The sequence below is a fragment of the Pseudomonas guariconensis genome (assembly GCF_024127895.1).
GTDB classification, from domain to species: domain Bacteria; phylum Pseudomonadota; class Gammaproteobacteria; order Pseudomonadales; family Pseudomonadaceae; genus Aquipseudomonas; species Aquipseudomonas guariconensis_B.
Genome location: NZ_JAMYBK010000002.1, coordinates 94,087 through 114,960 on the forward strand (window position 1 = coordinate 94,087; position 20,874 = coordinate 114,960).

Annotated in this window: 21 protein-coding genes; 7 read left to right on the forward strand and 14 right to left on the reverse strand. The window is 65.4% G+C overall.

The window, feature by feature from the left end:
• Positions 1-26: 26 nt before the first annotated feature.
• From recG to exbB, 5 genes are all read right to left on the reverse strand, one after another.
• Positions 27-2,105, reverse strand: coding sequence for an ATP-dependent DNA helicase RecG (gene recG / locus NJF35_RS02985; protein ID WP_225786776.1), 2,079 nt, complete (start codon positions 2,103-2,105; stop codon positions 27-29).
• 4 nt (positions 2,106-2,109) lie between these two features.
• On the reverse strand, positions 2,110-3,036 hold the full coding sequence (locus tag NJF35_RS02990; protein ID WP_225786775.1) for a hydrogen peroxide-inducible genes activator: 927 nt from the start codon (positions 3,034-3,036) through the stop codon (positions 2,110-2,112).
• Between the two features lie 94 nt (positions 3,037-3,130).
• Positions 3,131-3,868 carry an energy transducer TonB gene (locus NJF35_RS02995; protein WP_225786774.1) on the reverse strand — a complete coding sequence of 246 codons (738 nt, stop codon included), beginning with the start codon at positions 3,866-3,868 and terminating at the stop codon, positions 3,131-3,133.
• Complete coding sequence (gene exbD, locus NJF35_RS03000; RefSeq protein ID WP_225786773.1) at positions 3,865-4,293, reverse strand: TonB system transport protein ExbD; 429 nt, start codon at positions 4,291-4,293, stop codon at positions 3,865-3,867. The genes NJF35_RS02995 and exbD overlap by 4 nt, the downstream gene beginning before the upstream one ends.
• A 3-nt stretch (positions 4,294-4,296) precedes the next feature.
• Complete coding sequence (gene exbB, locus NJF35_RS03005; protein WP_225786772.1) at positions 4,297-5,292, reverse strand: tonB-system energizer ExbB; 996 nt, start codon at positions 5,290-5,292, stop codon at positions 4,297-4,299.
• 192 nt (positions 5,293-5,484) lie between these two features.
• Here exbB and NJF35_RS03010 point away from each other — a divergent pair, with 192 nt between their 5' ends.
• Positions 5,485-6,342, forward strand: a complete 858-nt coding sequence (locus NJF35_RS03010; protein WP_225786771.1) for an NAD-dependent epimerase/dehydratase family protein — start codon at positions 5,485-5,487, stop codon at positions 6,340-6,342.
• 81 nt (positions 6,343-6,423) lie between these two features.
• Here NJF35_RS03010 and NJF35_RS03015 read toward each other — a convergent pair whose 3' ends face one another.
• The 5 genes from NJF35_RS03015 to NJF35_RS03035 all read right to left on the reverse strand — a co-directional run bounded on the left by NJF35_RS03015 (position 6,424) and on the right by NJF35_RS03035 (position 11,149).
• Entirely contained in the window at positions 6,424-7,155 is a 732-nt protein-coding gene (locus tag NJF35_RS03015; protein ID WP_253090660.1) for a hypothetical protein, read from the reverse strand.
• Between the two features lie 53 nt (positions 7,156-7,208).
• Positions 7,209-7,589 carry a RidA family protein gene (locus NJF35_RS03020; RefSeq protein WP_043209898.1) on the reverse strand — a complete coding sequence of 127 codons (381 nt, stop codon included), beginning with the start codon at positions 7,587-7,589 and terminating at the stop codon, positions 7,209-7,211.
• 23 nt (positions 7,590-7,612) lie between these two features.
• Entirely contained in the window at positions 7,613-9,721 is a 2,109-nt protein-coding gene (spoT, locus tag NJF35_RS03025; protein ID WP_253090661.1) for a bifunctional GTP diphosphokinase/guanosine-3',5'-bis pyrophosphate 3'-pyrophosphohydrolase, read from the reverse strand.
• A 59-nt stretch (positions 9,722-9,780) separates the two neighbouring features.
• Positions 9,781-10,044, reverse strand: a complete 264-nt coding sequence (gene rpoZ, locus NJF35_RS03030) for a DNA-directed RNA polymerase subunit omega (protein ID WP_225786768.1) — start codon at positions 10,042-10,044, stop codon at positions 9,781-9,783.
• Positions 10,045-10,273: 229 nt separating this feature from the next.
• Positions 10,274-11,149, reverse strand: coding sequence for a LysR family transcriptional regulator (locus NJF35_RS03035; RefSeq protein ID WP_225786767.1), 876 nt, complete (start codon positions 11,147-11,149; stop codon positions 10,274-10,276).
• A 207-nt stretch (positions 11,150-11,356) separates the two neighbouring features.
• Between NJF35_RS03035 and NJF35_RS03040 the strand changes: the two genes are divergently transcribed.
• From NJF35_RS03040 to NJF35_RS03050, 3 genes are all read left to right on the forward strand, one after another.
• On the forward strand, positions 11,357-12,739 hold the full coding sequence (locus tag NJF35_RS03040) for a glutamine synthetase family protein (RefSeq protein ID WP_225786766.1): 1,383 nt from the start codon (positions 11,357-11,359) through the stop codon (positions 12,737-12,739).
• A gap of 4 nt (positions 12,740-12,743) precedes the next feature.
• Complete coding sequence (locus NJF35_RS03045; protein WP_225786765.1) at positions 12,744-13,517, forward strand: gamma-glutamyl-gamma-aminobutyrate hydrolase family protein; 774 nt, start codon at positions 12,744-12,746, stop codon at positions 13,515-13,517.
• A gap of 112 nt (positions 13,518-13,629) precedes the next feature.
• Positions 13,630-15,174 (forward strand): APC family permease, encoded by a 1,545-nt coding sequence (locus NJF35_RS03050; RefSeq protein WP_225786764.1) that lies wholly within the window; start codon positions 13,630-13,632, stop codon positions 15,172-15,174.
• A 65-nt stretch (positions 15,175-15,239) separates the two neighbouring features.
• Here NJF35_RS03050 and gmk read toward each other — a convergent pair whose 3' ends face one another.
• Both gmk and NJF35_RS03060 read right to left on the reverse strand, forming a co-directional pair.
• Entirely contained in the window at positions 15,240-15,860 is a 621-nt protein-coding gene (gene gmk / locus NJF35_RS03055; RefSeq protein WP_225786763.1) for a guanylate kinase, read from the reverse strand.
• Between the two features lie 12 nt (positions 15,861-15,872).
• Positions 15,873-16,736 (reverse strand): YicC/YloC family endoribonuclease, encoded by an 864-nt coding sequence (locus NJF35_RS03060; protein WP_225786762.1) that lies wholly within the window; start codon positions 16,734-16,736, stop codon positions 15,873-15,875.
• Between the two features lie 227 nt (positions 16,737-16,963).
• Between NJF35_RS03060 and rph the strand changes: the two genes are divergently transcribed.
• Positions 16,964-17,686, forward strand: coding sequence for a ribonuclease PH (gene rph, locus NJF35_RS03065; protein WP_225786761.1), 723 nt, complete (start codon positions 16,964-16,966; stop codon positions 17,684-17,686).
• Positions 17,687-17,711: 25 nt separating this feature from the next.
• Positions 17,712-18,080: a DUF4870 domain-containing protein gene (locus NJF35_RS03070; RefSeq protein ID WP_253080391.1), complete on the forward strand. Its 369-nt coding sequence runs from the start codon at positions 17,712-17,714 to the stop codon at positions 18,078-18,080.
• A gap of 290 nt (positions 18,081-18,370) precedes the next feature.
• Here the strand turns inward: NJF35_RS03070 and NJF35_RS03075 are convergent, their stop codons facing one another.
• Positions 18,371-19,150, reverse strand: a complete 780-nt coding sequence (locus NJF35_RS03075) for an exodeoxyribonuclease III (protein ID WP_225786759.1) — start codon at positions 19,148-19,150, stop codon at positions 18,371-18,373.
• An 80-nt stretch (positions 19,151-19,230) separates the two neighbouring features.
• Here NJF35_RS03075 and pyrE point away from each other — a divergent pair, with 80 nt between their 5' ends.
• Positions 19,231-19,872, forward strand: a complete 642-nt coding sequence (pyrE, locus tag NJF35_RS03080; RefSeq protein ID WP_170033799.1) for an orotate phosphoribosyltransferase — start codon at positions 19,231-19,233, stop codon at positions 19,870-19,872.
• An 85-nt stretch (positions 19,873-19,957) separates the two neighbouring features.
• Here pyrE and argB read toward each other — a convergent pair whose 3' ends face one another.
• The gene (argB, locus tag NJF35_RS03085) at positions 19,958-20,863 is read right to left on the reverse strand and encodes an acetylglutamate kinase (RefSeq protein WP_225786758.1); all 906 of its coding nucleotides are present in this window, start codon (positions 20,861-20,863) and stop codon (positions 19,958-19,960) included.
• Positions 20,864-20,874 lie beyond the last annotated feature (11 nt).

The window sequence follows — 20,874 nt, forward strand, 5'->3', positions numbered from 1 at the left end:
AAGCTGGATCCATTCGCAGACGGACGTCACACCTGGCCATACTGCTGGCCGTGCCGCAGCCAGCGTTCGAGCAGCGGGCTGACGTGGTCCGGCCAGCGCGCCAGCAGGGCCTGGGCGGCATCGCGCACTGCCGGCAGCAGGTCGGCGTCGCGCATCAGGTCGGCGACCTTGAACTGCAGCAGGCCGGTCTGCCGGGTCCCGAGCATCTCGCCCGGACCGCGCAGCTCGAGGTCCTTCTCGGCAATGACGAAACCGTCGTTGGTTTCCCGCATGATGCCCAGCCGTTCGCGGCCGATCTGCGACAACGGCGGATGATAGAGCAGCACGCAATGGCTGACCGCGCTGCCCCGGCCGACCCGGCCGCGCAATTGGTGCAACTGGGCCAGGCCCAGGCGCTCGGGGTTCTCGATGATCATCAGGCTGGCATTGGGCACATCCACGCCGACCTCGATCACCGTGGTGGCCACCAGCAGCTGCAGGTTGCCCTCTTTGAACTCGGCCATGACCGCAGCCTTCTGCGCCGGCTTCATGCGCCCGTGGATCAGGCCCACGCGCAGTTCGCCCAAGGCGCTGCCCAGCTCCTCGAAGGTGCTTTCGGCCGCCTGGCAGGTCAGCTCCTCGGACTCCTCGATCAGGGTGCATACCCAGTAGGCCTGGCGGCCTTCGGCGCAGGCGGCGCGGACCCGCTCGACCACCTCGAAGCGTCGGCTGTCGGCCACCAGGACGGTGTTCACCGGTGTACGGCCCGGTGGCAGCTCGTCGAGGATCGAGGTATCCAGGTCGGCATAGGCGCTCATGGCCAGCGTGCGCGGAATGGGCGTGGCGGTCATGATCAACTGGTGCGGACACAGCTCGCCGGCCACGCCTTTCTGGCGCAGGGCCAGGCGCTGCTGGACACCGAAGCGGTGCTGTTCGTCGATGATCGCCAGGGCCAGGTGGCGGAACTTCACTTCTTCCTGGAACAGCGCATGGGTGCCGACGATCATGGGTACGCCACTGGCGATTTGTTCCAGGGCGCTGGCGCGGGCCTTGCCCTTGAGCTTGCCGGCGAGCCAGGCGACCTCGATACCCAGCGGCTCCAGCCAGCGCTTGAAGGTGATGTAGTGCTGTTCGGCGAGGATCTCGGTCGGCGCCATCAGTGCCACCTGGTAGCCGGCTTCCAGGGCCTGCAGGGCGGCCAGGGCGGCGACCACGGTCTTGCCGGCGCCAACGTCGCCCTGAACCAGGCGCATCATGGGTTCGGGCTGGCTCAGGTCGTAGGCGATCTCGTTGCCGACCCGCTGCTGGGCACCGGTTGGGGTGAAGCCGAGGTTGGCCAGGTACTGCGCCGGCAGCCGGCTGGCCTTCGGCAATACCGGCGCGCGCAGGGTGCGCAGGCTCTCGCGCAGGCGCTGCTGGGAAAGCTGGTGGGTCAGCAGCTCCTCGAAGGCCAGGCGATGCTGGGCCCAGTGATGGCCTTCGGCGAGCTCTTCCAGGTCGGCATCCGCAGGCGGGTTGTGCAGATAGCGGATGGCGTCGTCCAGCGGGGCCAGCCTGTAGTCCCGCGCCAGCTCCTCCGGCAGCCAGTCGGGCAGGCTGCGCGGCCCGAGCATGGCCAGGCTCTGTTGGCAGAGCAGGCGCAGGCGTTGCTGGGTCAGCCCTTCGGTGGTCGGGTAGATGGGCGTCAGGGTCTGCTCCACCGGCGGTGGCGGCTCGCTGCCATTGAGCGCGCGATATTCCGGATGGTAGATCTCCAGGCCCGAGGCGCCGGGGCGTGCCTCGCCGTAGCAGCGCAGGTGGGTGCCGCGCTTGAGGCCCTCTTTCTGCGCATTGCTGAAATGGTAGAAGCGCAGGCTCAGCACGCCGCTGCCGTCCCCGAGGCGCACCACCAGGCTGCGGCGCTTGCCCATGACCACGTCGGCGCCGCTGATCACGCCTTCGATGACGGCATCCTGGCCCGGGCGCAGGGCGCCGATCGGCACCACGCGGGTGCGATCCTGGTAGCGCAGGGGCAGGTGGAACAGCAGATCTTGCAGGTTCTCCAGGCCAACCTTGGCGAGTTTCTCGGCCATGGCCTCGCCGACCCCCTTCAGCACCGTGACCGGGACCTTCGACAACTCCGTCATGGGATCAGGCCGGCTGTTCCACGGGCGGCTTGGCCACCGAGCACAGGCGGATCGAGTCGGCAAGCAGCTCGATGGCCTTCGGCCGCGGGAAGCTGGCACGCCAGGCGATGGCCACGGTGCGGAACGGCGAAGGCGCGGTCAGCGGACGCACTTCGATCACGCCCGGGGCGTAGTGATGGCTGTGTACCGCCGACAGCGGCAGGATCGACACGCCAAGGCCGGAGGCGACCATGTGGCGGATGGTTTCCAGCGAGCTGGACTCCACGGTGGTGTGCTTGGACCCTTCACCGCCCTTGTTGATCGTCGGGCAGGCTTCCAGCACCTGGTCGCGGAAGCAGTGGCCCTCGCCGAGCAGCAGCAGGCTCTTGTCGTTGAGCATGGCCGTGTCGATGGTGTCCTTGGCGGTCCACGGGTGGTCGGCAGGCATCAGGGCGTAGAACGGCTCGTCGTACAGCGGCAGGGTGAGCACGTCGGCCTCGTTGAACGGCAGGGCGATGATCACCGCATCCAGTTCGCCGTTGCGCAGCTTCTCGCGCAGCACGTGGGTGAAGTTCTCTTCGATGTACAGCGGCATCTGCGGTGCCACCCGGTGCAACTGGGGGATCAGGTGCGGGAAGAGGTAGGGGCCGACGGTATAGATGGCGCCGACCTTGAGGGGCGCGGTCAGTTGGTTCTTGCCGGCCTGGGCCAGTTCGCGGATCCCCTGGGCCTGCTCCAGGACCTTCTGCGCCTGGGCGACGATGCTCTCGCCGACCGGGGTCAGGCGCACCGCGCTCTTGCTGCGCTCGAAGATCAGCACGCCAAGCTCGTCCTCGAGCTTCTTCACACCGACCGACAGGGTCGGCTGGCTGACGTGGCAACGCTCGGCGGCATGGCCGAAATGCTGCTCCTGGGCAAGTGTGACGATGTAGCGTAATTCTGTGAGGGTCATAACGTGCGTCCATGAAGTTGCGGCCCCAGCATAGCGGCTGCAATCGATAGACGCACGTTATCAGACTTGCCGTTTTGTGACAGAAACAAAAGTGTCAGCGTCGGTCCAGCGAGTAGACGAACGGCGCTACCACCTCGATCGTGCCATTGTTCAGCAGCTCCTGCGGCGGCTTGGGCACAGGCTGCGCCCGACGGATCATCTCCAGGGTCGCCCGGTCCAGCGACGCACTGCCGGAACCTCCGGCCAGGGCGTAGGACAGCACCTTGCCCTCGGCGTCGACCACGAAGCGCAGCCGGTTGATGCCTTGCAGGCCGCGACGGCGAGCGTCTTCCGGATAGCGCTTGTACTTCGCCAGGTGACGCAGCAGGTCGCTCTGCCAGGTCGGCAGGGCATTGCTGTTGGAGGCGATGCTCGGCGCGGGTGCCGCGGACTTCTGCGGTGGCGTGTTGCTCGGCGGCGTATCCGCTACCTCCTCCTTGGCCGGTGGCAGTTCCTTCGGCGGCTCAGGCTTCTTCTCGGGCTTGGGCGGCTGTGGCTTGGCCTTCGGCTTGGGCGGCTTGGGGATGGCGATCTTGGGCTTGGGCGCCTCCACCAGCTTTGGCAGCGGCGGCTCTTCGACCGGCGCCGGTGGCTTGGGGGCGGCTTTCGGTGGTGGCGGCGGCGCAGGTTCGGGGAGCGGTGCCAGCTCGACCATCATGGCGGCCGGCGGCAGCTCGATGGCCTGGGGCACCGACCAGTTCAGCGTCAGCAACACGGCCAGGGCATGCACGCCGAGCACGATCGCCAGGCTGGTACCGTAGCGCGCCAGCAGGTTGGACCGCTTCTTCGTCATTGCTTGGCTGCCGTTTCGAGACCGACCAGACCGACCTTGAGGTAGCCGGCCGCGCGCATGGTGTTCATCACTTCCATCAGGTCGCCGTAGTCGACCCCCTTGTCGGCCTGGAAGAAGATGGTGGTTTCCTTGTCGCCTTTGGTCTTGGCATCGAGTACCGCGCCAAGCTGGTCGTGCTGGGCCACCTCATCGTCGCCGACGTACAGCTTCTTGTCGGTCTTGACGCTGACGAACACCGGTTTCTCCGGCCTAGGGGCCGGCTTGGCGGTCGAGGCCGGCAGGTCGACCTTGATATCGACCGTGGCCAGGGGGGCTGCGACCATGAAGATGATCAGCAGCACCAGCATCACGTCGATGAAGGGCGTGACGTTGATTTCGTGGTTTTCGGCGAGGTCGTCGCCACCTTCGTTGAGATGCAGGCCCATGGCTTACCCCACTTTCACCATGTGCGGGGCGGCGCGCTCGCTGCCCTGATGGTCCAGGTCACGGCTGACCAGCAGCAGGACCTGCGCCGAGGCGTCGGAGACCTGGGCCTTGTAGCCGGTGATGGAGCGGGCGAAGACGTTGTAGATGACCACGGCCGGGATCGCCGCGACCAGGCCCAGCGCGGTGGCCAGCAGGGCCTCGGCGATACCCGGGGCGACGACCGCCAGGTTGGTGGTCTGGGTCTTGGCGATGCCGATGAAGCTGTTCATGATGCCCCACACGGTGCCGAACAGGCCGACGAACGGTGCGGTCGAGCCGATGGTGGCGAGCACGCCGGTGCCGCTGCTCATGTTGCGACCGCTGGCGGCGACCAGGCGCTCCAGGCGGAAGCTGACGCGCTCCTTGATGCCTTCCTTCTCGCGGGTGTTGGCCGACAGGCGCATTTCCTCGAGGGCTTCGTGGACCAGGGTGTGGGCCAGGGTGCCCTCCTTGGTCGAGGCTTCACTGGCTTCCTTGAGGCTGGCGACCTTCTTCAGGACCTCGACCTCGCCCCGCAGGCGACGCTTGGCGCCCATCAGCTCGAAGCCTTTGGCGATCCAGATGGTCCAGGTGATGATCGAGGCGATGGCCAGGCCGATCATCACGGCTTTGACGACCACGTCGGCGTTCTTGTACATGCCCCAGGGCGACAGGTCATGGGCCATGCCCAGGGTGGTGTCCTCGACCAGTGCCTCGACGTTCTCGCCGGCTGGCGCCTGGGCGTCCGCAGGGGCCGGGGCAGCGGTGTCAGCGTTGGCGGCAGGCGCAACAGGTGCCTGCGCCTCGCCTGCCGGTGCGACCGAGTCAGCCGGGGCGGTGGCGGCCGGTACATTGGCAGCCGGTGCGACAGGCTCTTCGGCCATGGCGACCGGGGCCAGCACCAGGCTGAACATCAGCGCGGCGATGGCGCGCCATGCACGCGGCGTGGTTGGCGAAGCGGAAGGTTGAGTACGAGTCATGCTGGCCGGACCTGATGAAGAAAAAAGAGTGACGTTCTCCACAGCCTCGAGGTGGGCCGAGAACAGATAGGGGCGCCATTATTGCAAGTAATTCTTGTTAGCAGAAGTAATGCCGTTGCTTTTTTTCACCTTTGTATAACCGTTGATCGTGTAATCCCGTTAGCCTGAGCCTTTGGAAGGAGGAGTCTAGCAATGTCAGGTCGTTCTGCATTGATCGTAGGTTGCGGGGATGTGGGCGGGCGCCTGGCGCGCCGGTTGCTCGCTCGTGGCTGGCATGTCGAGGGCCTGAGGCGCTCGGTGGGCGAGTTGCCGCAAGGCGTTCACCCGGTTCCCGCCGACCTGGCCGATGGCCGTATTCCCGATGCCTGGCCGCAGCGCACGCCGGATTACTTGGTGTATTGCGTGGCGGCCAGCCAGCATGACGAGGCGGGGTACCAGGCTGCCTATGTCGAGGGTTTGCGCCATGTGCTCGGGTGGTTGGTGCAGAAGGGGCAGCGGCCGCGCCGGCTGCTGTTCGTCTCCAGCAGCAGCGTCTATGCGCAGAAGGATGGCGAATGGATCGACGAAACCGCCGCCACCGCGCCCGAGGGGTATTCGGGGCGTGTCATGCTCGAGGCGGAGCGGCTGGCGCTGGAAAGTGGCATCCCTGCCAGTGTGGTGCGCTTGACCGGTATCTACGGGCCGGGGCGTGAATGGTTGCTCAGCCAGGTGCGCCAGGGTTATCGCGTGGCCGAGGAGCCGCCGCTGTACGGCAATCGCATTCATGCCGAGGATGCGGCGAGCTTGCTGGATTTCCTGCTGCAGGCCGACGCCGATGGGGTCGCGCTGGAGGATTGCTACATCGGTGTCGATGACGATCCGGCGCCGCTGGCCGAGGTGGTCGCCTGGTTGCGCCAGCACATGGGCGTCACCGAATGGTCCGAGGAGCAGCGGGTACGGCGCACGGGCAGCAAGCGTTGCCGCAATGCCAGGGCCCGGGCGCTGGGGTGGGCGCCGCAGTATCCGAGCTACAGGGAAGGGTATGCGGCGATCCTCGAAGGGCGGGGGTGAGCCAGATGCTGGGGCCGCTTCGGACCCTGTATTGGCTTGCCCACGAATGCGGCGGTACGACCGCCGCAATCCCTGGCCGGGTCAGTCGCGCTCCAGCACCCACTGGCGGGCGCCGGGTACCAGTTGCGGCATTTCGTTCGGCTGGGCGCGGTTGAGCGCCTGGAAGATCTCCAGGGTGTCGTCGTCGCGCTTGAAGATCCACGGCGCACCACGCTGGTTACGCTCCAGCCACAGGCTGTCGTTGTCGCCGCCCATGGCCGCGCAGGCGCCAGCCAGGCACAGCGCATAGCGGTCCGGGCCGGGCAGGCCGGTGACGTTGCCGTTGTCGGTGAAGCGTACCAAGGCGCCTTTGCCCGGGCCTTCGACGATCTTCCAGTCGCCGCCCAGGTACGCCTTGTACAGTGCCTTCTCGAAGCTGCTGCCCAGCGGGGCATTGGCGGGCGCGGCAGGCTTGGCACGCACGAACGTCTGCCGCTTGCCGGCCTGGTCGGTGGCCTGCAGCTTGCTGCCGTCGAGCTTGAGCTGTCCGTTCTCGTCACCGTTGAAGGTGACCAGCCAGTCCTTGTCGCTGGCGCTCAGGCGCCCGTCGGCCGCCTCGAAGCCGTTGCTGAAGCTGGCCTGCTGGTTGGCGACGTCGATCTTCCATTCGAATACCGGGCCTTGTTCGGACAGGGCCTGGCGCAAACTGCCGCCTTCGGCGGCGGCATCGATGGCCGCCTGGTTGATCCAGGTGCCGTTGTAGTCTTCGGGCTTGTGACTGGCACAGCCGCCCAAGAGCAGGGCTGCCAGTGCAAGGGGCAGGGCATGGCGCATGATGGGAAACCTTGGGGCAGAGGTGACGGGCTGGACGCCCGTCACCAGGGGCGTCACTCGATGACCAGGATGGCGTCCATCTCGACCTGGGAGCCTTTCGGCAGCGCGGCGACGCCGATGGCGGCGCGGGCCGGGTAGGGCTGCTCGAAGTAGCGGCCCATGATCTCGTTGACCTTGGCGAAGTGGCTCAGGTCGGTGAGGAAGATGTTCAGCTTGACGATGTCCTTGAACGAACCGCCAGCGGCCTCGGCCACGGCCTTGAGGTTCTCGAAGACCTGGACGGTCTGGGCTTCGAAGCCTTCGACCAGTTCCATGGTCTTCGGGTCCAGCGGGATCTGGCCGGACATGTACACGGTGTTGCCGGCCTTGATCGCCTGGGAGTAGGTGCCGATGGCGGCGGGGGCCTTGTCGCTGTTGATGACGGTCTTGGTCATGTTGACTCCTTGCTGTTGACGGACTACGTACGCATGCGGGTGATGCGGACCACGCCGGTCAGGGTACGCAGTTTCTTGATCACGCGGGCCAGGTGCACGCGGTCGCGCACGCTGACCACCAACTGGACCACGCTGATACGGCCGTCGCGTTCGTCCATGCTGATTTTCTCGATGTTGCCGTCGGCGGCATTGACGCTGCTGGCCAGCAGGGCGATCAGGCCACGCTGGTGTTCCAGTTCGACGCGCAGCTCGACATTGAACTCGCCGGTGACGTCCTTGGCCCAGGAGAGTTGCAGGCATTTCTCCGGATTGTGGCGGATTTCACTGATGTTGCGGCAGTTCTCCAGGTGCACGACCATGCCCTTGCCCGCCGACAGGTGGCCGACGATCGGGTCGCCGGGGATCGGCGTGCAGCACTTGGCGTAGCTGAGCACCAGGCCCTCGGTGCCACGGATGGCCAGCGGGCCCTCCGGTGCCGGCAGCTGCTCGCCCTCGGCGGACAGCAGGCGACGGGCGACCACGTAGGCCATGCGGTTGCCCAGGCCGATGTCTTCCAGCAGGTCTTCGACCAGCTCCAGGCGGTACTCGGTGAGGATCGCCTGGATACGTTCCTGCGGGATCTTGTCGAGGCTGTTGTCGAAACCGGTCAGGACCTTGTTCAGCAGGCGCTCGCCCAGGCTGATGGACTCGGAGCGGCGTTGCTGCTTGAGCGCATGGCGGATGTGCGTGCGCGCCTTGCCGGTCACCACGAAGTTGAGCCAGGCCGGGTTTGGCCGGGCCCCCGGGGCGCTGACGATCTCCACGGTCGAACCGCTTTGCAGCGGCTCCGACAGCGGCGCCAGGCGGCGGTTGATGCGGCAGGCGATACAGCTGTTGCCGACGTCGGTGTGGACCGCGTAGGCGAAGTCGACGGCGGTGGAGCCCTTGGGCAGCTCCATGATCCGTCCCTTGGGCGTGAAGACGTAGACCTCGTCGGGGAACAGGTCGATCTTCACGCTCTCGATGAATTCCAGGGAGTTGCCGGCGCGTTGCTGCAGCTCCAGGATGCCCTTGACCCACTGGCGGGCGCGGGCATGGTTGCCCTTGGGCTGTTCGTCCTCGTTGGACTTGTACAGCCAGTGCGCGGCGATGCCGTTGTTGGCCATCTCTTCCATCTCGCGGGTGCGGATCTGGATCTCGATGGGCACGCCGTGCATGCCGAACAGCGTGGTGTGCAGCGACTGGTAGCCGTTGGCCTTGGGGATCGCGATGTAGTCCTTGAAGCGCCCGGGCAGCGGCTTGTACAGGTTGTGCACGGCGCCGAGCACGCGGTAGCAGGTATCGACCTTGTCGACGATGATGCGGAAGGCGTACACGTCCATGATCTCGTTGAAGGCGCGGCGTTTGCCACGCATCTTCTTGTAGATGCCATAGAGGTGCTTCTGCCGGCCGCTGACCTCGCCCTCGATACCGTCCGCGGCCAGGCAGTTGGCCAGGGAGTGCTCGATCTTGGCGACGATCTCCTTGCGGTTGCCACGGGCGCTCTTGACCGCCCGGTGGATCAGCGACGAGCGCATCGGGTGCATGGCCTTGAAGCCCAGGTCCTCGAACTCCACGCGCACGTTGTGCATCCCCAGGCGGTTGGCGATGGGGGCGTAGATCTCCAGGGTTTCCTTGGCGATGCGCCGGCGTTTCTCGCCGGACAGTACTTCCAGGGTGCGCATGTTGTGCAGGCGGTCGGCCAGCTTGACCAGGATCACGCGGATGTCGCGGGCCATGGCCATGGCCATCTTCTGGAAGTTCTCCGCCTGGGCCTCGGCCTTGGTCTCGAAGTTCATCTGGGTCAGCTTGCTGACCCCATCGACCAGCTCGGCGACGGTTTCGCCGAACTGCTGGCTGAGGGCTTCCTTGGCGATGCCGGTGTCTTCGATCACGTCGTGCAGCATGGCGGCCATCAGGCTCTGATGGTCCATGTGCATGTCGGCGAGAATGCTGGCTACCGCCAGCGGGTGGGTCACGTAGGGCTCGCCGCTGCGGCGGCGCTGGCCATCGTGTGCCTGCTCGGCATAGAAATAGGCCCGGCGGACCAGGTTGACCTGGTCATGGCCGAGGTAGGTCGACAGCCGTTCGGCGAGGGCTTCTATACCCGGCATGGGTTCACCTCCTGCCGAGGAAGAGGGCCTGGTGCCGCGCGACGTCGACCGGGCATGGATCAGACAGCCTCGTTGTTCTCGTCCTCGAACGCGGCGAAGACCGGATCCTCGGTGACGATCTCTTCGGCGGCGATGAACTCAGGGGTGACGATGCCTTCGGCGATCTCGCGCAGGGCGACTACGGTCGGCTTGTCGTTTTCCCAGGCGACCTTCGGCTCCTTGCCGCCGGTGGCCAGCTGACGGGCGCGCTTGGTCGAGAGCATGACCAGCTCAAAGCGGTTATCCACGTGTTCTAGACAATCTTCAACGGTTACGCGGGCCATGGTCTTCCTCGTAGCGAATGCGGTAAGCGTGCAGCCCAGAATGGGCGGGCGGACTCGATAGTTTAAAAAATCACCAGCCAATAGGGAAGCGCTGTTTTGTCGGGTGCGGGGCCGGCGGCCTTGTGTCCGGCTCTTCGCGGGCACGCCCAGGAGGGGCCGCAAGGTAAAACCTGGACCGATACCTGACGATAACGGTTCCCTGCGGCCTGTTACAACCGTCCTTGACGCATCAGCGCAGCATGGCGTCGCGCAGGCGTGGGGTGAGTTCTTCGAACAGGGTCTGCACCGAGCGCAGGGCACGGCAGTCGGGACGGGTCAGCAGCCACAGCTGGGTGTCGCAGCCGGGCAGGGGGCCGCTCAGCGCCTCGACGCCGGGCATGGCATGCACCATGTAATCGGCCAGGGCGGCCACGCCCATGCCGGTACTGACCAGTTGGGCGATGGTCGACATGCCGCTGCACTGGTAGCGCGGGATCAACCCCGGGTACTGCTGGTTGCGCCAGACCACCGTGGGGTGGTCCTGCATGGCGTCGTCCGGGCCGATCCACGGCACGCTGGCCGGCGATTCGGCCAGGCGTTCGCGAAAGTGCGGGTGGCCGCACAGCACATAGGAGGTCGAGCCCAGGCAACGTCCCACCAGGTGCTCCGGCGGCGTATTGGTCAGGCGCAGGGCGATGTCCGCATCGCGCCGGCTGAGGTTGGCGAAGGTGTTCGAGGTACCCAGCTCCAGGGACAGCGCCGGGTAGTTCGGCATGAAGGTCGCCAGCGCCGGTAGCAACAGGCTGTGCAGCACGGCCTCGGTGCAGGTCAGGCGTACCGTGCCGCTGACCACCTGCTCGCCGCTGGTCAGGGCGATGCGTGCGGCGTCCAGCGCCTGCTCGGCGCGCTCGGCCTGTTCGGCCAGGGCCTGGGCGGTGTCGGTCGGCAGGTAGCCCTTGCGGCTCTTGACGAACAGGGCGGTGCCCAGCGCCGACTCCAGGCGACGGATCGAGCGGAACACGGTCGAGACGTCGACCTTGAGCAGTTCGGCGGCCTTGGCCAGCGACCGACCGCGCTCCAGGGCCAGGACCAGGGAGAGGTCGGCATGGGTGATCTGATATTGCATTGGTGCACGCTCTGCTTGCCGAAATGCCAATGTCTGTTGCGTTGAGGCCATTTTATAGTGGAACGGCCCCCGGGAATCAATGCACCCGGTCGGCACCCGATCCCCACGATGGGAAAGTGAAAAGAACAACAGCAGCAACCATCGCCGCCCGCGAGGCGCCAGCCGTATCCCTCCACATCGCCGCCCCGAACCAAAGGATGTACAGCCATGACGTCGGTCACCCCGTGCGCCAGTTCTTCCAGCGAGATGAATGAATTCCTAGAGGCTCACCCGGATACGCAGTTCGTCGACCTGCTGATCTCCGACATGAACGGCGTGGTACGTGGCAAGCGCATCGAGCGGGCCAGCCTGCACAAGGTGTACGAGAAAGGCATCAACCTGCCGGCCTCCCTCTTCGCCCTGGACATCAACGGTTCCACTGTCGAGAGCACAGGCCTCGGCCTGGACATCGGCGATGCCGACCGCATCTGCTACCCGATCCCCGGCACCCTGGCCGACGAGCCCTGGCAGAAGCGCCCCACCGCCCAGTTGCTGATGACCATGCACGAACTGGACGGCGCACCGTTCTTCGCCGACCCGCGCGAGGTGCTGCGCCAGGTGGTGAGCCGGTTCGATGACCTGGGCCTGGACATCTGCGCGGCGTTCGAGCTGGAGTTCTACCTGATCGACCAGGACAACCTCAACGGCCGTCCGCAGCCGCCGCGCTCGCCGATCTCCGGCAAGCGCCCGCAGTCGACCCAGGTCTACCTGATCGACGACCTCGACGAATACGCCGACTGCCTCCAGGACATGCTCGAAGCCGCCAAGGAGCAGGGCATCCCGGCCGACGCCATCGTCAAGGAAAGCGCCCCGGCGCAGTTCGAGGTCAACCTGCACCACGTCGCCGACCCACTCAAGGCGTGCGACTACGCGATCCTGCTCAAGCGCCTGATCAAGAACATCGCCTACGACCATGAGATGGATACCACCTTCATGGCCAAGCCCTACCCGGGCCAGGCAGGCAACGGCTTGCACGTGCACATCTCGCTGCTCGACAAGAAGACCGGCAAGAACCTCTTCGCCAGCGATGATCCGCTCGAGAGCGCACCGCTGCGCCATGCCGTCGCCGGCGTGCTGGAGACCATGCCGGCCTCGATGGCCTTCCTCTGCCCGAACGTCAACTCCTACCGCCGCTTCGGTGCGCAGTTCTATGTGCCGAATGCGCCGAGCTGGGGCTTGGACAACCGTACCGTGGCCGTTCGTGTACCGACCGACAGCAGCGAGAACGTGCGCATCGAGCACCGCGTGGCCGGCGCCGACGCCAACCCGTACCTGATGCTGGCGGCGATCCTGGCTGGCATCCACCACGGCCTGACCCACACGCTCGAACCGGGCGCGCCGATCGAAGGCAACTCGTACGAGCAACTGGAGCAGAGCCTGCCGAACAACCTGCGCGACGCCCTGCGCGCGCTGGACGACAGCGAGATCCTCAACCAATACATCAGCCCGGACTACATCGATATCTTCGTCGCCTGCAAGGAAAGCGAGCTGGCCGAGTTCGAAGTGTCGATCTCCGACCTCGAGTACAACTGGTACCTGCACACGGTGTAAGCCCATGAGCGCAAATGCGGTTCCTCTGATCGGTGTCAGCGCCTGCCGCCAGCAGGTGGGGAAGAACTCGTCGCACACGGTGGGCGACAAGTATGTCGAGGCGGCCGGTTTCGCCGGGATCCCGCTGATCCTTCCGGCCCGTGACGTGGCCAGCGACCCCGGTGCACTGCTGGCCCACCTCGATGGCATTCTTTTTACCGGTTCGCCTTCTAATGTCGAGCCGCATCATTACAATGGCGCGCCCAGCGTGGAAGGGACCCGCCACGACCCCGCGCGTGACCGCCTGACCCTGCCGTTGCTGCAGGCGGCGATCGCTGCCGGCGTGCCGGTGTTCTGCATCTGCCGTGGTTTCCAGGAACTGAACGTGGCCCTCGGAGGCACCTTGCACCAACGGGTGCATGAGCTGCCCGGCTACCTGGACCACCGCGAACCTGTGGACGCCCCCCTGGAGGTGCAATACAGCCCTCGTCACCCCGTCGGCATCGAGCCGGGTGGGGTGTTCGAGCGCTTGGGCCTGGCGGCGCAGTTCGAGGTCAACTCGCTGCACAGCCAGGGCATCGACCGTCTGGCCCCTGGGCTGCGTGTCGAGGCACGGGCCCCGGATGGCCTGATCGAAGCGGTGTCCATGAGCGACGCGCCGGGCTTCGTGCTCGGCGTGCAATGGCACCCGGAATGGCGTTTCGCCGAAAACCCGGTCTCCCTGCGCCTGTTCCAGGCGTTTCGCGAGGCCTGCATTGCCCATGCTGCACGGGAGGTTTCGCGCCAGAACGCATTCTGACGTTAACCGAAGGTCTTGGATGACCCGCTTCCTGCTGCAGCTTTCAATGAGTGAAAGCGGGCCTTGTTCGCAAGGCCTGTGAAAACAATACCAAGAGCAACGGCACATACTCATGAGCGAATACACAGAAGCCGGCCGCCCACCCGATGGGGCGACCGACGCGGGCAACACTCAGCGCGCCAGCAAAGGCCTGGCCAAGGGCCGCCTGGGCCTGCTGGCCAGCGTAGTGCTGGGCATTTCCACCATCGCCCCGGTCTATACCCTGACCGGTGCGCTCGGCCCGACCGTGCGCGAAGTCGGCGCCCACCTTCCGGCGGTGTTCATCGTCGGCTTCCTGCCCATGCTGCTGGTCGCCCTCGGCTATCGCGAGCTGAATGCGGCCGAGCCGGACAGCGGCACGTCCTTCACCTGGTCGGCCCGCGCCTTCGGCCCGATGATCGGCTGGATCGGCGGCTGGGGACTGGTGGTCGCCACCACCATCGTGCTGTCCAACCTGGCGGGTGTCGCCGTCGACTTCTTCTACCTGTTCCTCGGACAGATCACTGGCAACTCTGCACTGGCCGCGCTGGCCGACAACCTATTGGTCAACATCACCACCTGTTGCGTGTTCATCGGCCTGGCGGTGTGGATCTGTTGTCGCGGCATGGGCACCACCATGACCGTGCAGTACGGGTTGGTCGCCCTGCAGTTGCTGGTGCTGATCGGTTTTGCCTTCGCCGCTTTCGGCGAGACCACCGCGCCGCCACCGTTGGCGTTCGATTTCGCCTGGTTCAACCCGTTCGGCGTCGAGTCGTTCTCCGCCTTTGCCGCGGGCCTGTCCCTGTCGATCTTCATCTTCTGGGGTTGGGACGTGTGCCTGACGGTCAGCGAGGAGTCGGTGGGCAGCGATGAGGTACCGGGCAAGGCCGCTACCTGGACCGTGCTGCTGATCCTCGGCCTGTACCTGCTGACTTCCATCGCTACCCTGCAATTCGCCGGGATCAGCGACGTCGGCCTGGGCCTTGGCAACCCGCGTATCCAGGAGAACGTCTTCGCCCACCTGGCCGGTCCGGTCATGGGGCCGCTGGCGATCCTGATGTCCATCGCCGTGTTGGCGAGCACCGCGGCTTCGCTGCAATCGACCTTCGTATCGCCGGCGCGCACCCTGCTCGCCATGGGTTACTACGGCGCCGTGCCGCAGCGCTTCGCCAGCGTCTGCCCACGCTCGCAAACGCCACGCTACGCCACCATCTGCGCCGGCGTCGCGGCAGGCCTGTTCTACGTGACCATGCGCACCCTCAGCGAGAACGTGCTGGCCGATACCATCACCGCCCTGGGCATGATGATCTGCTTCTACTATTCGCTGACGGCGTTCGCCTGCGTCTGGTACTTCCGCCACAGCCTGTTCGACAGCCTGCGCCACTTCTTCATGCGTGGCCTGTGCCCGCTGCTCGGGGGTGTCATTCTCTCGGTGATCTTCGTGCGCACCGCGATCGACAGTGCCTCGCCGGACTTCGGCAGTGGCTCGCACGTGGGCGGCCTGGGGCTGGTATTTGTGATCGCCGCGATCATTTCGGCGCTGGGTATCGTCCTGATGGTGCTGTCACGCTGGCGTGCACCGGCGTACTTCCTCGGCGCGACCTTGCGCCAGCAGGCCACCTTGCAACTGCAGGAATAACGTTTGGGGGCGCTTTGCGCCCCTTTTCGCGACACAAGGGCCTCGCAGAGGCCCCGATCAGAAGGTCAACCGATCAGTTGCTTGAGCAGCGCCCCGTGGCGCTGTTGCTGCTTCTGAAGCTGCAGGCGGTTCGCGCGGAACACCGCCTTCAGGTCCTCCAGCGCAACGTCGAAGTCATCGTTGATGATGACGTAGTCGTACTCGTCGTAGTGCACCATCTCGCTGACCGCTTCCTTCATGCGCCCGGCGATGATCGCCTCGCTGTCCTGGCCACGGTTGTCCAGGCGATGGCGCAGCGCCTCCTGGCTGGGCGGCAGGATGAACACCGACAAGGCCTCCGGCATCAGCTCGCGCACTTGCTGGGCGCCCTGCCAGTCGATCTCGAGGATCAGGTCGAAACCCTGGTCCAGGGTCTGCTGCAACGCGCTGCGCGAGGTGCCGTAGAAGTTGCCGAAGACCTCGGCGTGCTCGAGGAAGTCACCCTTGTCGATCAGTACCTTGAACTCCTCGTGGGCGACGAAGTGGTAGTTCACCCCGTGCTGCTCGCCCGGGCGCATGGCGCGGGTGGTGTGGGAGACCGAGACGCGGATCTGTGGGTCGGCCTGGGTCAGCGCCGTGACCAGGCTGGTCTTGCCGGCGCCGGACGGCGCCGAGACGATGTAGAGGGTACCGCTGCTGTGATTCATGGTGGGGTGGCCTTACTCGATGTTCTGTACTTGTTCACGCATCTGTTCGATCAGCACCTTGAGGTTGACCGCCGCTTGGGTGCTGCGTGGGTCGAAGGCCTTGGAGCCCAGGGTGTTGGCCTCGCGGTTGAGTTCCTGCATCAGGAAGTCCAGGCGCCGGCCGGCGGCGCCGCCGGACTTGAGCACCCGTCGCACTTCGGTGATATGGGTGTTCAGGCGATCCAGTTCCTCGGCGACATCGCTTTTCTGCGCCAGCAGGACCATCTCCTGCTCCAGGCGCTGCGGCTCGAGCTCGGCCTGCAGGTCGCTGAAGCGGTCGAGGATCTTCTGCCGCTGGGCGGCCAGCATTTGGGGCACCAGGGCGCGCAGGGTGGTGACCTCGCTGGCCATGCCGTCCAGGCGCTCGTTGATCAGCCGGGCCAGTTCCTGGCCTTCGCGCTGGCGGCCGGCCTTGAGCTGCTCGAGGGCTTCGTCGAACAGCGCCATGGCCTCGGCATTGAGGGCCTGGGGATCGCTGGCGTCGGCGACCAGCACGCCCGGCCAGGCCAGGACCTCCAGCGGATTGAGCGGCGCCGGCTGCTTGATCAGCGCGGCGACGCTCTCGGCGGCGGCGACCAGTTGCGCGGCGCGCTCGCGATCGACCTGCAACGGCTTGCCGGTGCTGTCTTCGTTCAAGCGCAGGGTGCATTCCACCTTGCCGCGTGACAGACCCTGGCGCAGGCCTTCGCGCACGGCGCCTTCCAGGTCACGCAGGGCCTCGGGCAGGCGCAGGTGGGGTTCCAGGTAGCGGTGGTTGATCGAGCGCAGCTCCCAGACCAGGGTGCCTTGGCTGCCGGCGCGCTCGACACGAGCAAAAGCGGTCATGCTATGCACCATGGGGAGTACCTCGCAAAGATGGGGAACGGGGAAGCCTTTCGGCTGCAAGGCGCAGGATTGTAGCGCAGTGCGGCGCGGCCGCCCAATCCGCCCATGCTACAGAAGGGCTTGCCGGTCACCAGGAAAAGTCGACAGGCTGCCAGGGGCGCGACAATAGGCATGTCTTCCCGGGGCGGCGGGCTCTATAATGCTCGGCAGATTCAAATGTCCCGGTACAGGTATCCCAGATGAAACGTCCAAGTGGTCGCGCCGCCGATCAGCTCCGCTCGATCCGCATCACCCGCAACTACACCAAGCACGCCGAGGGATCGGTACTGGTCGAGTTCGGCGACACCAAGGTCGTCTGCACGGTCAGCGTCGAGAATGGTGTGCCCCGCTTCCTCAAAGGCCAGGGCCAGGGTTGGCTGACCGCCGAGTACGGCATGCTGCCGCGCTCCACGGGCGAGCGTAACCAGCGCGAGGCCAGCCGCGGCAAGCAGGGTGGCCGCACCCTGGAGATCCAGCGCCTGATCGGCCGCTCCCTGCGCGCCGCGCTGGACATGAGCAAGCTTGGCGACGTCACCCTGTACGTCGACTGCGACGTGATCCAGGCCGACGGTGGCACCCGTACCGCCTCGATCACTGGCGCCATGGTCGCCCTGGTCGATGCCCTGCGCGTGATCAAGAAGCGCGGTGGCCTGAAGGGCGGCGACCCGCTCAAACACATGATCGCCGCCGTGTCGGTGGGCATGTACCAGGGCGAGGCGGTGCTCGACCTGGACTACCTGGAAGATTCCGCCGCCGAGACCGACCTGAACGTGGTCATGACCAGCGCGGGCGGCTTCATCGAGGTGCAGGGCACCGCTGAAGGCGCGCCCTTCCAGCCTGAAGACTTCAACGCCATGCTGGCCCTGGCGCAAAAGGGCATGAACGAGATCTTCGAACTGCAGCAGGCCTCGCTGGCCGACTGACCGCCACGCCAAGGAGGGGAGGCACATGAGCGATCCGAACCTGCCGATCACCCCGCCCAATGCCGAGATCCGGCAATGGGCGATGTTCTGTCACCTTGCGGCGCTGCTCGGCCTGGTGGTGCCCCTCGGGCACCTGCTGGGCCCGCTGGTGCTGTGGATCTGGAAGCGTGAGCTGGACCCGTTCATCGATGCCCAGGGCAAGGAGGCGCTGAACTTCCAGATCAGCGTGACCATCGCCGGGGTCATCTGCTTCCTGCTGATGTTCGTTCTGGTGGGGATCGTGCTGTTCGCCATCCTCGTGGTGGCGGTGCTGATCCTGATCATTCTTGCCGGGGTCAAGGCCAACGAGGGGCAGCCGTATCGTTATCCGCTGATCTGGCGGCCGCTGAAATAGAAATGAAAAAGCCGACCTAGAGGTCAATGCCGGTCAGTTAAGACTTTCAGTTGTCATTTGGGGCCGCTTCGCGCCCCATCGCCGGCAAGCCGGCTCCCACATTGTCCGTGCAAACCGCATCATATGTGGTCGCCGCGGTCTCTGTGGGAGCCGGCTTGCCGGCGATGGGCTGCAAGGTAGCCCCAAAAATGACAAAGCGCTGCTTAACTGACTGACATTAACCTCGAGGTCGGCTTTTTCATTTGTGCTGTCCTCTTCGCGGGCAAGCCCGCGAAGGACCAGGCCACACTTTAGATGGTCAGTGTCCAGTCATAGTCCACGATCAGCGGCGCATGCTGGGAGAAGCGTGGCTGACGCGGCAGGCGCGCATTGCGCACGAAGCGGCGCAGGCCCGAGGTCAGGATCTGGTAGTCGAACCGGTAGCCCAGGTTGAGCATCTCGGCCTGCTCGTTGTCGGGCCACCAGCTGTACTGGTCGCCTTCGCGACTGACTTCGCGCAGGGCATCGACATAGCCCATGTCGCCGATGATCGCATCCATCCACGCGCGCTCCGGTGGCAGGAAGCCCGGCGACTGCTGGCTGTCGCGCCAGTTCTTGATGTCGAGCTTCTGCTGCGCCACGTAGAGCGAGCCGCAATAGATGTATTCGCGACGCTTGCGTCGCTGCTTGTCCAGGTACTTGGCGAAATCGTCCATCAACTTGAACTTCTGGTTCAAGTCTTCGTCGCCGTTCATTCCCGAAGGTAGCAGCAGGCTGGCGATGCTTACCTTGTCGAAATCGGCCTGCAGGTAACGCCCGTAGCGGTCGGCTGTCTCGAAGCCCAGGCCGGTGATGACTGCCTTGGGCTGCATCCGCGAATACAGTGCCACGCCACCCTGGGCAGGCACTTCCGCGTCGCAGGCGTAAAGGAAATAGCCATCGAGCTGGAAAGCTGGGTCGTCGAGTTCAAAGGCCGAGGCGCGGGTATCCTGAAGGCAGATGACGTCGGCATTCTGGGCTTGCAGCCAGCTGAGCAATCCACGCTCGGCCGCAGCCTGAATGCCATTCACGTTCACACTGATGATCCGCATAAATGGCCCCAAAAATCTCGTGCGTGTATGATACCCGAGCTCAACCCATTTAGCTAAATCCGTGGTGTCCGGGACTCTTCATGCAGCCGTATCAGCGCGACTTCATTCGTTTTGCCATCGATCGCGGGGTTCTGCGCTTCGGTGAGTTCACCCTGAAATCGGGGCGTACCAGCCCGTACTTCTTCAATGCCGGCCTGTTCAACAGCGGTTCGGCCCTGGCCCAGCTGGGGCGTTGCTACGCGGCGGCCATCGTCGACAGCAAGATCCCCTTCGACGTGCTGTTCGGCCCGGCCTACAAGGGCATTCCTCTGGCGGCGGCCACCGCGGTGGCCCTGGCCGAGCAACACCAGCTCGACGTGCCCTGGTGCTTCAACCGCAAGGAAGCCAAGGACCACGGCGAAGGCGGCAGCCTGGTCGGCGCGCCGCTGGCCGGTGAGGTGCTGATCATCGACGACGTGATCACTGCCGGTACCGCCATCCGCGAGGTCATGCAGATCATCAATGCCCAGCAGGCCAAGGCCGCGGGCGTGCTGATCGCGCTGAACCGCGAGGAGCGTGGCAACGGCGAGCTGTCGGCTATCCAGGAAGTAGAGCGCGATTTCGGCATCCCGGTGGTGAGCATCGTCTCGCTGACCCAGGTGCTGGAATTCCTGGCGGACGATCCGCAGCTCAAGCAGCATCTGCCGGCTGTGGAGGCCTATCGGGCGCAGTACGGGATCTGATCCTGACACAGGTAATGAAAAAGGCGACCTCCGAGGTCGCCTTTTTGTGCTGTTGTCTGCAGCGGCCTATCGCCGGTGCAGGCGATCAATGCCGCTTGCGGTTGGTGATCAGGGTACCCACGCCGCTGTCGGTGAAGATCTCCAGCAGCACCGCGTTCGGCACGCGGCCATCGATGATGTGCGAGCTGTTCACGCCACCTTGCACCGCTTCCAGCGCGCACTTGATCTTCGGCAGCATGCCGCCGTAGATGGTGCCGTCGGCGATCAGCTCGTTGACCTGCTCGGTGGTCAGGCCCGTGAGGACCTGGCCCTGCTTGTCCATCAGGCCGGCGATGTTGGTCAGCAGCATCAGCTTCTCGGCCTTCAGCGCCTCGGCCACCTTGCCGGCGACCAGGTCGGCGTTGATGTTGTACGACTCACCGTTGGCGCCCACGCCGATCGGCGCGATCACCGGGATGAAATCGCCCTTGACCAGCATGTTCAGCAACTCGGTGTTGACGCTGACCACCTCGCCCACATGGCCGATGTCGATGATCTCCGGCTGGGTCATGTCCGGTGTCTGACGGGTGACGGTGAGCTTGCGTGCACGGATCAGCTCGGCGTCCTTGCCGGTCAGGCCGATGGCGCTGCCGCCATGACGGTTGATCAGGTTGACGATGTCCTTGTTGACCTGGCCGCCCAGGACCATCTCCACCACGTCCATGGTCGCCGAGTCGGTGACGCGCATGCCATCGATGAAGTGGCTCTCGATCGACAGGCGCTTGAGCAGGTCGCCGATCTGCGGGCCGCCGCCGTGCACCACCACCGGGTTGATGCCGACGGCCTTCATCAGCACGATGTCGCGGGCGAAGCCGGTCTTGAGCTCCTCGCTCTCCATCGCGTTGCCGCCGTACTTGATCACCAGGGTCTTGCCGACAAAGCGGCGGATGTAGGGCAGCGCTTCGGACAGTACCTTGGCGACTTGGGAAGCGGCATCGCGATCGAGGGTCATGCAGGGCTCCA

Bases quoted from the DNA above. Each gene is read 5' to 3' on its own strand.
- recG (WP_225786776.1), bottom strand. From the start codon at position 2,105: ATGACGGAGTTGTCGAAGGTCCCGGTCACGGTGCTGAAGGGGGTCGGC.
- NJF35_RS02990 (WP_225786775.1), bottom strand. From the start codon at position 3,036: ATGACCCTCACAGAATTACGCTACATCGTCACACTTGCCCAGGAGCAG.
- NJF35_RS02995 (WP_225786774.1), bottom strand. From the start codon at position 3,868: ATGACGAAGAAGCGGTCCAACCTGCTGGCGCGCTACGGTACCAGCCTG.
- exbD (WP_225786773.1), bottom strand. From the start codon at position 4,293: ATGGGCCTGCATCTCAACGAAGGTGGCGACGACCTCGCCGAAAACCAC.
- exbB (WP_225786772.1), bottom strand. From the start codon at position 5,292: ATGACTCGTACTCAACCTTCCGCTTCGCCAACCACGCCGCGTGCATGG.
- NJF35_RS03010 (WP_225786771.1), top strand. From the start codon at position 5,485: ATGTCAGGTCGTTCTGCATTGATCGTAGGTTGCGGGGATGTGGGCGGG.
- NJF35_RS03015 (WP_253090660.1), bottom strand. From the start codon at position 7,155: ATGCGCCATGCCCTGCCCCTTGCACTGGCAGCCCTGCTCTTGGGCGGC.
- NJF35_RS03020 (WP_043209898.1), bottom strand. From the start codon at position 7,589: ATGACCAAGACCGTCATCAACAGCGACAAGGCCCCCGCCGCCATCGGC.
- spoT (WP_253090661.1), bottom strand. From the start codon at position 9,721: ATGCCGGGTATAGAAGCCCTCGCCGAACGGCTGTCGACCTACCTCGGC.
- rpoZ (WP_225786768.1), bottom strand. From the start codon at position 10,044: ATGGCCCGCGTAACCGTTGAAGATTGTCTAGAACACGTGGATAACCGC.
- NJF35_RS03035 (WP_225786767.1), bottom strand. From the start codon at position 11,149: ATGCAATATCAGATCACCCATGCCGACCTCTCCCTGGTCCTGGCCCTG.
- NJF35_RS03040 (WP_225786766.1), top strand. From the start codon at position 11,357: ATGACGTCGGTCACCCCGTGCGCCAGTTCTTCCAGCGAGATGAATGAA.
- NJF35_RS03045 (WP_225786765.1), top strand. From the start codon at position 12,744: ATGAGCGCAAATGCGGTTCCTCTGATCGGTGTCAGCGCCTGCCGCCAG.
- NJF35_RS03050 (WP_225786764.1), top strand. From the start codon at position 13,630: ATGAGCGAATACACAGAAGCCGGCCGCCCACCCGATGGGGCGACCGAC.
- gmk (WP_225786763.1), bottom strand. From the start codon at position 15,860: ATGAATCACAGCAGCGGTACCCTCTACATCGTCTCGGCGCCGTCCGGC.
- NJF35_RS03060 (WP_225786762.1), bottom strand. From the start codon at position 16,736: ATGGTGCATAGCATGACCGCTTTTGCTCGTGTCGAGCGCGCCGGCAGC.
- rph (WP_225786761.1), top strand. From the start codon at position 16,964: ATGAAACGTCCAAGTGGTCGCGCCGCCGATCAGCTCCGCTCGATCCGC.
- NJF35_RS03070 (WP_253080391.1), top strand. From the start codon at position 17,712: ATGAGCGATCCGAACCTGCCGATCACCCCGCCCAATGCCGAGATCCGG.
- NJF35_RS03075 (WP_225786759.1), bottom strand. From the start codon at position 19,150: ATGCGGATCATCAGTGTGAACGTGAATGGCATTCAGGCTGCGGCCGAG.
- pyrE (WP_170033799.1), top strand. From the start codon at position 19,231: ATGCAGCCGTATCAGCGCGACTTCATTCGTTTTGCCATCGATCGCGGG.
- argB (WP_225786758.1), bottom strand. From the start codon at position 20,863: ATGACCCTCGATCGCGATGCCGCTTCCCAAGTCGCCAAGGTACTGTCC.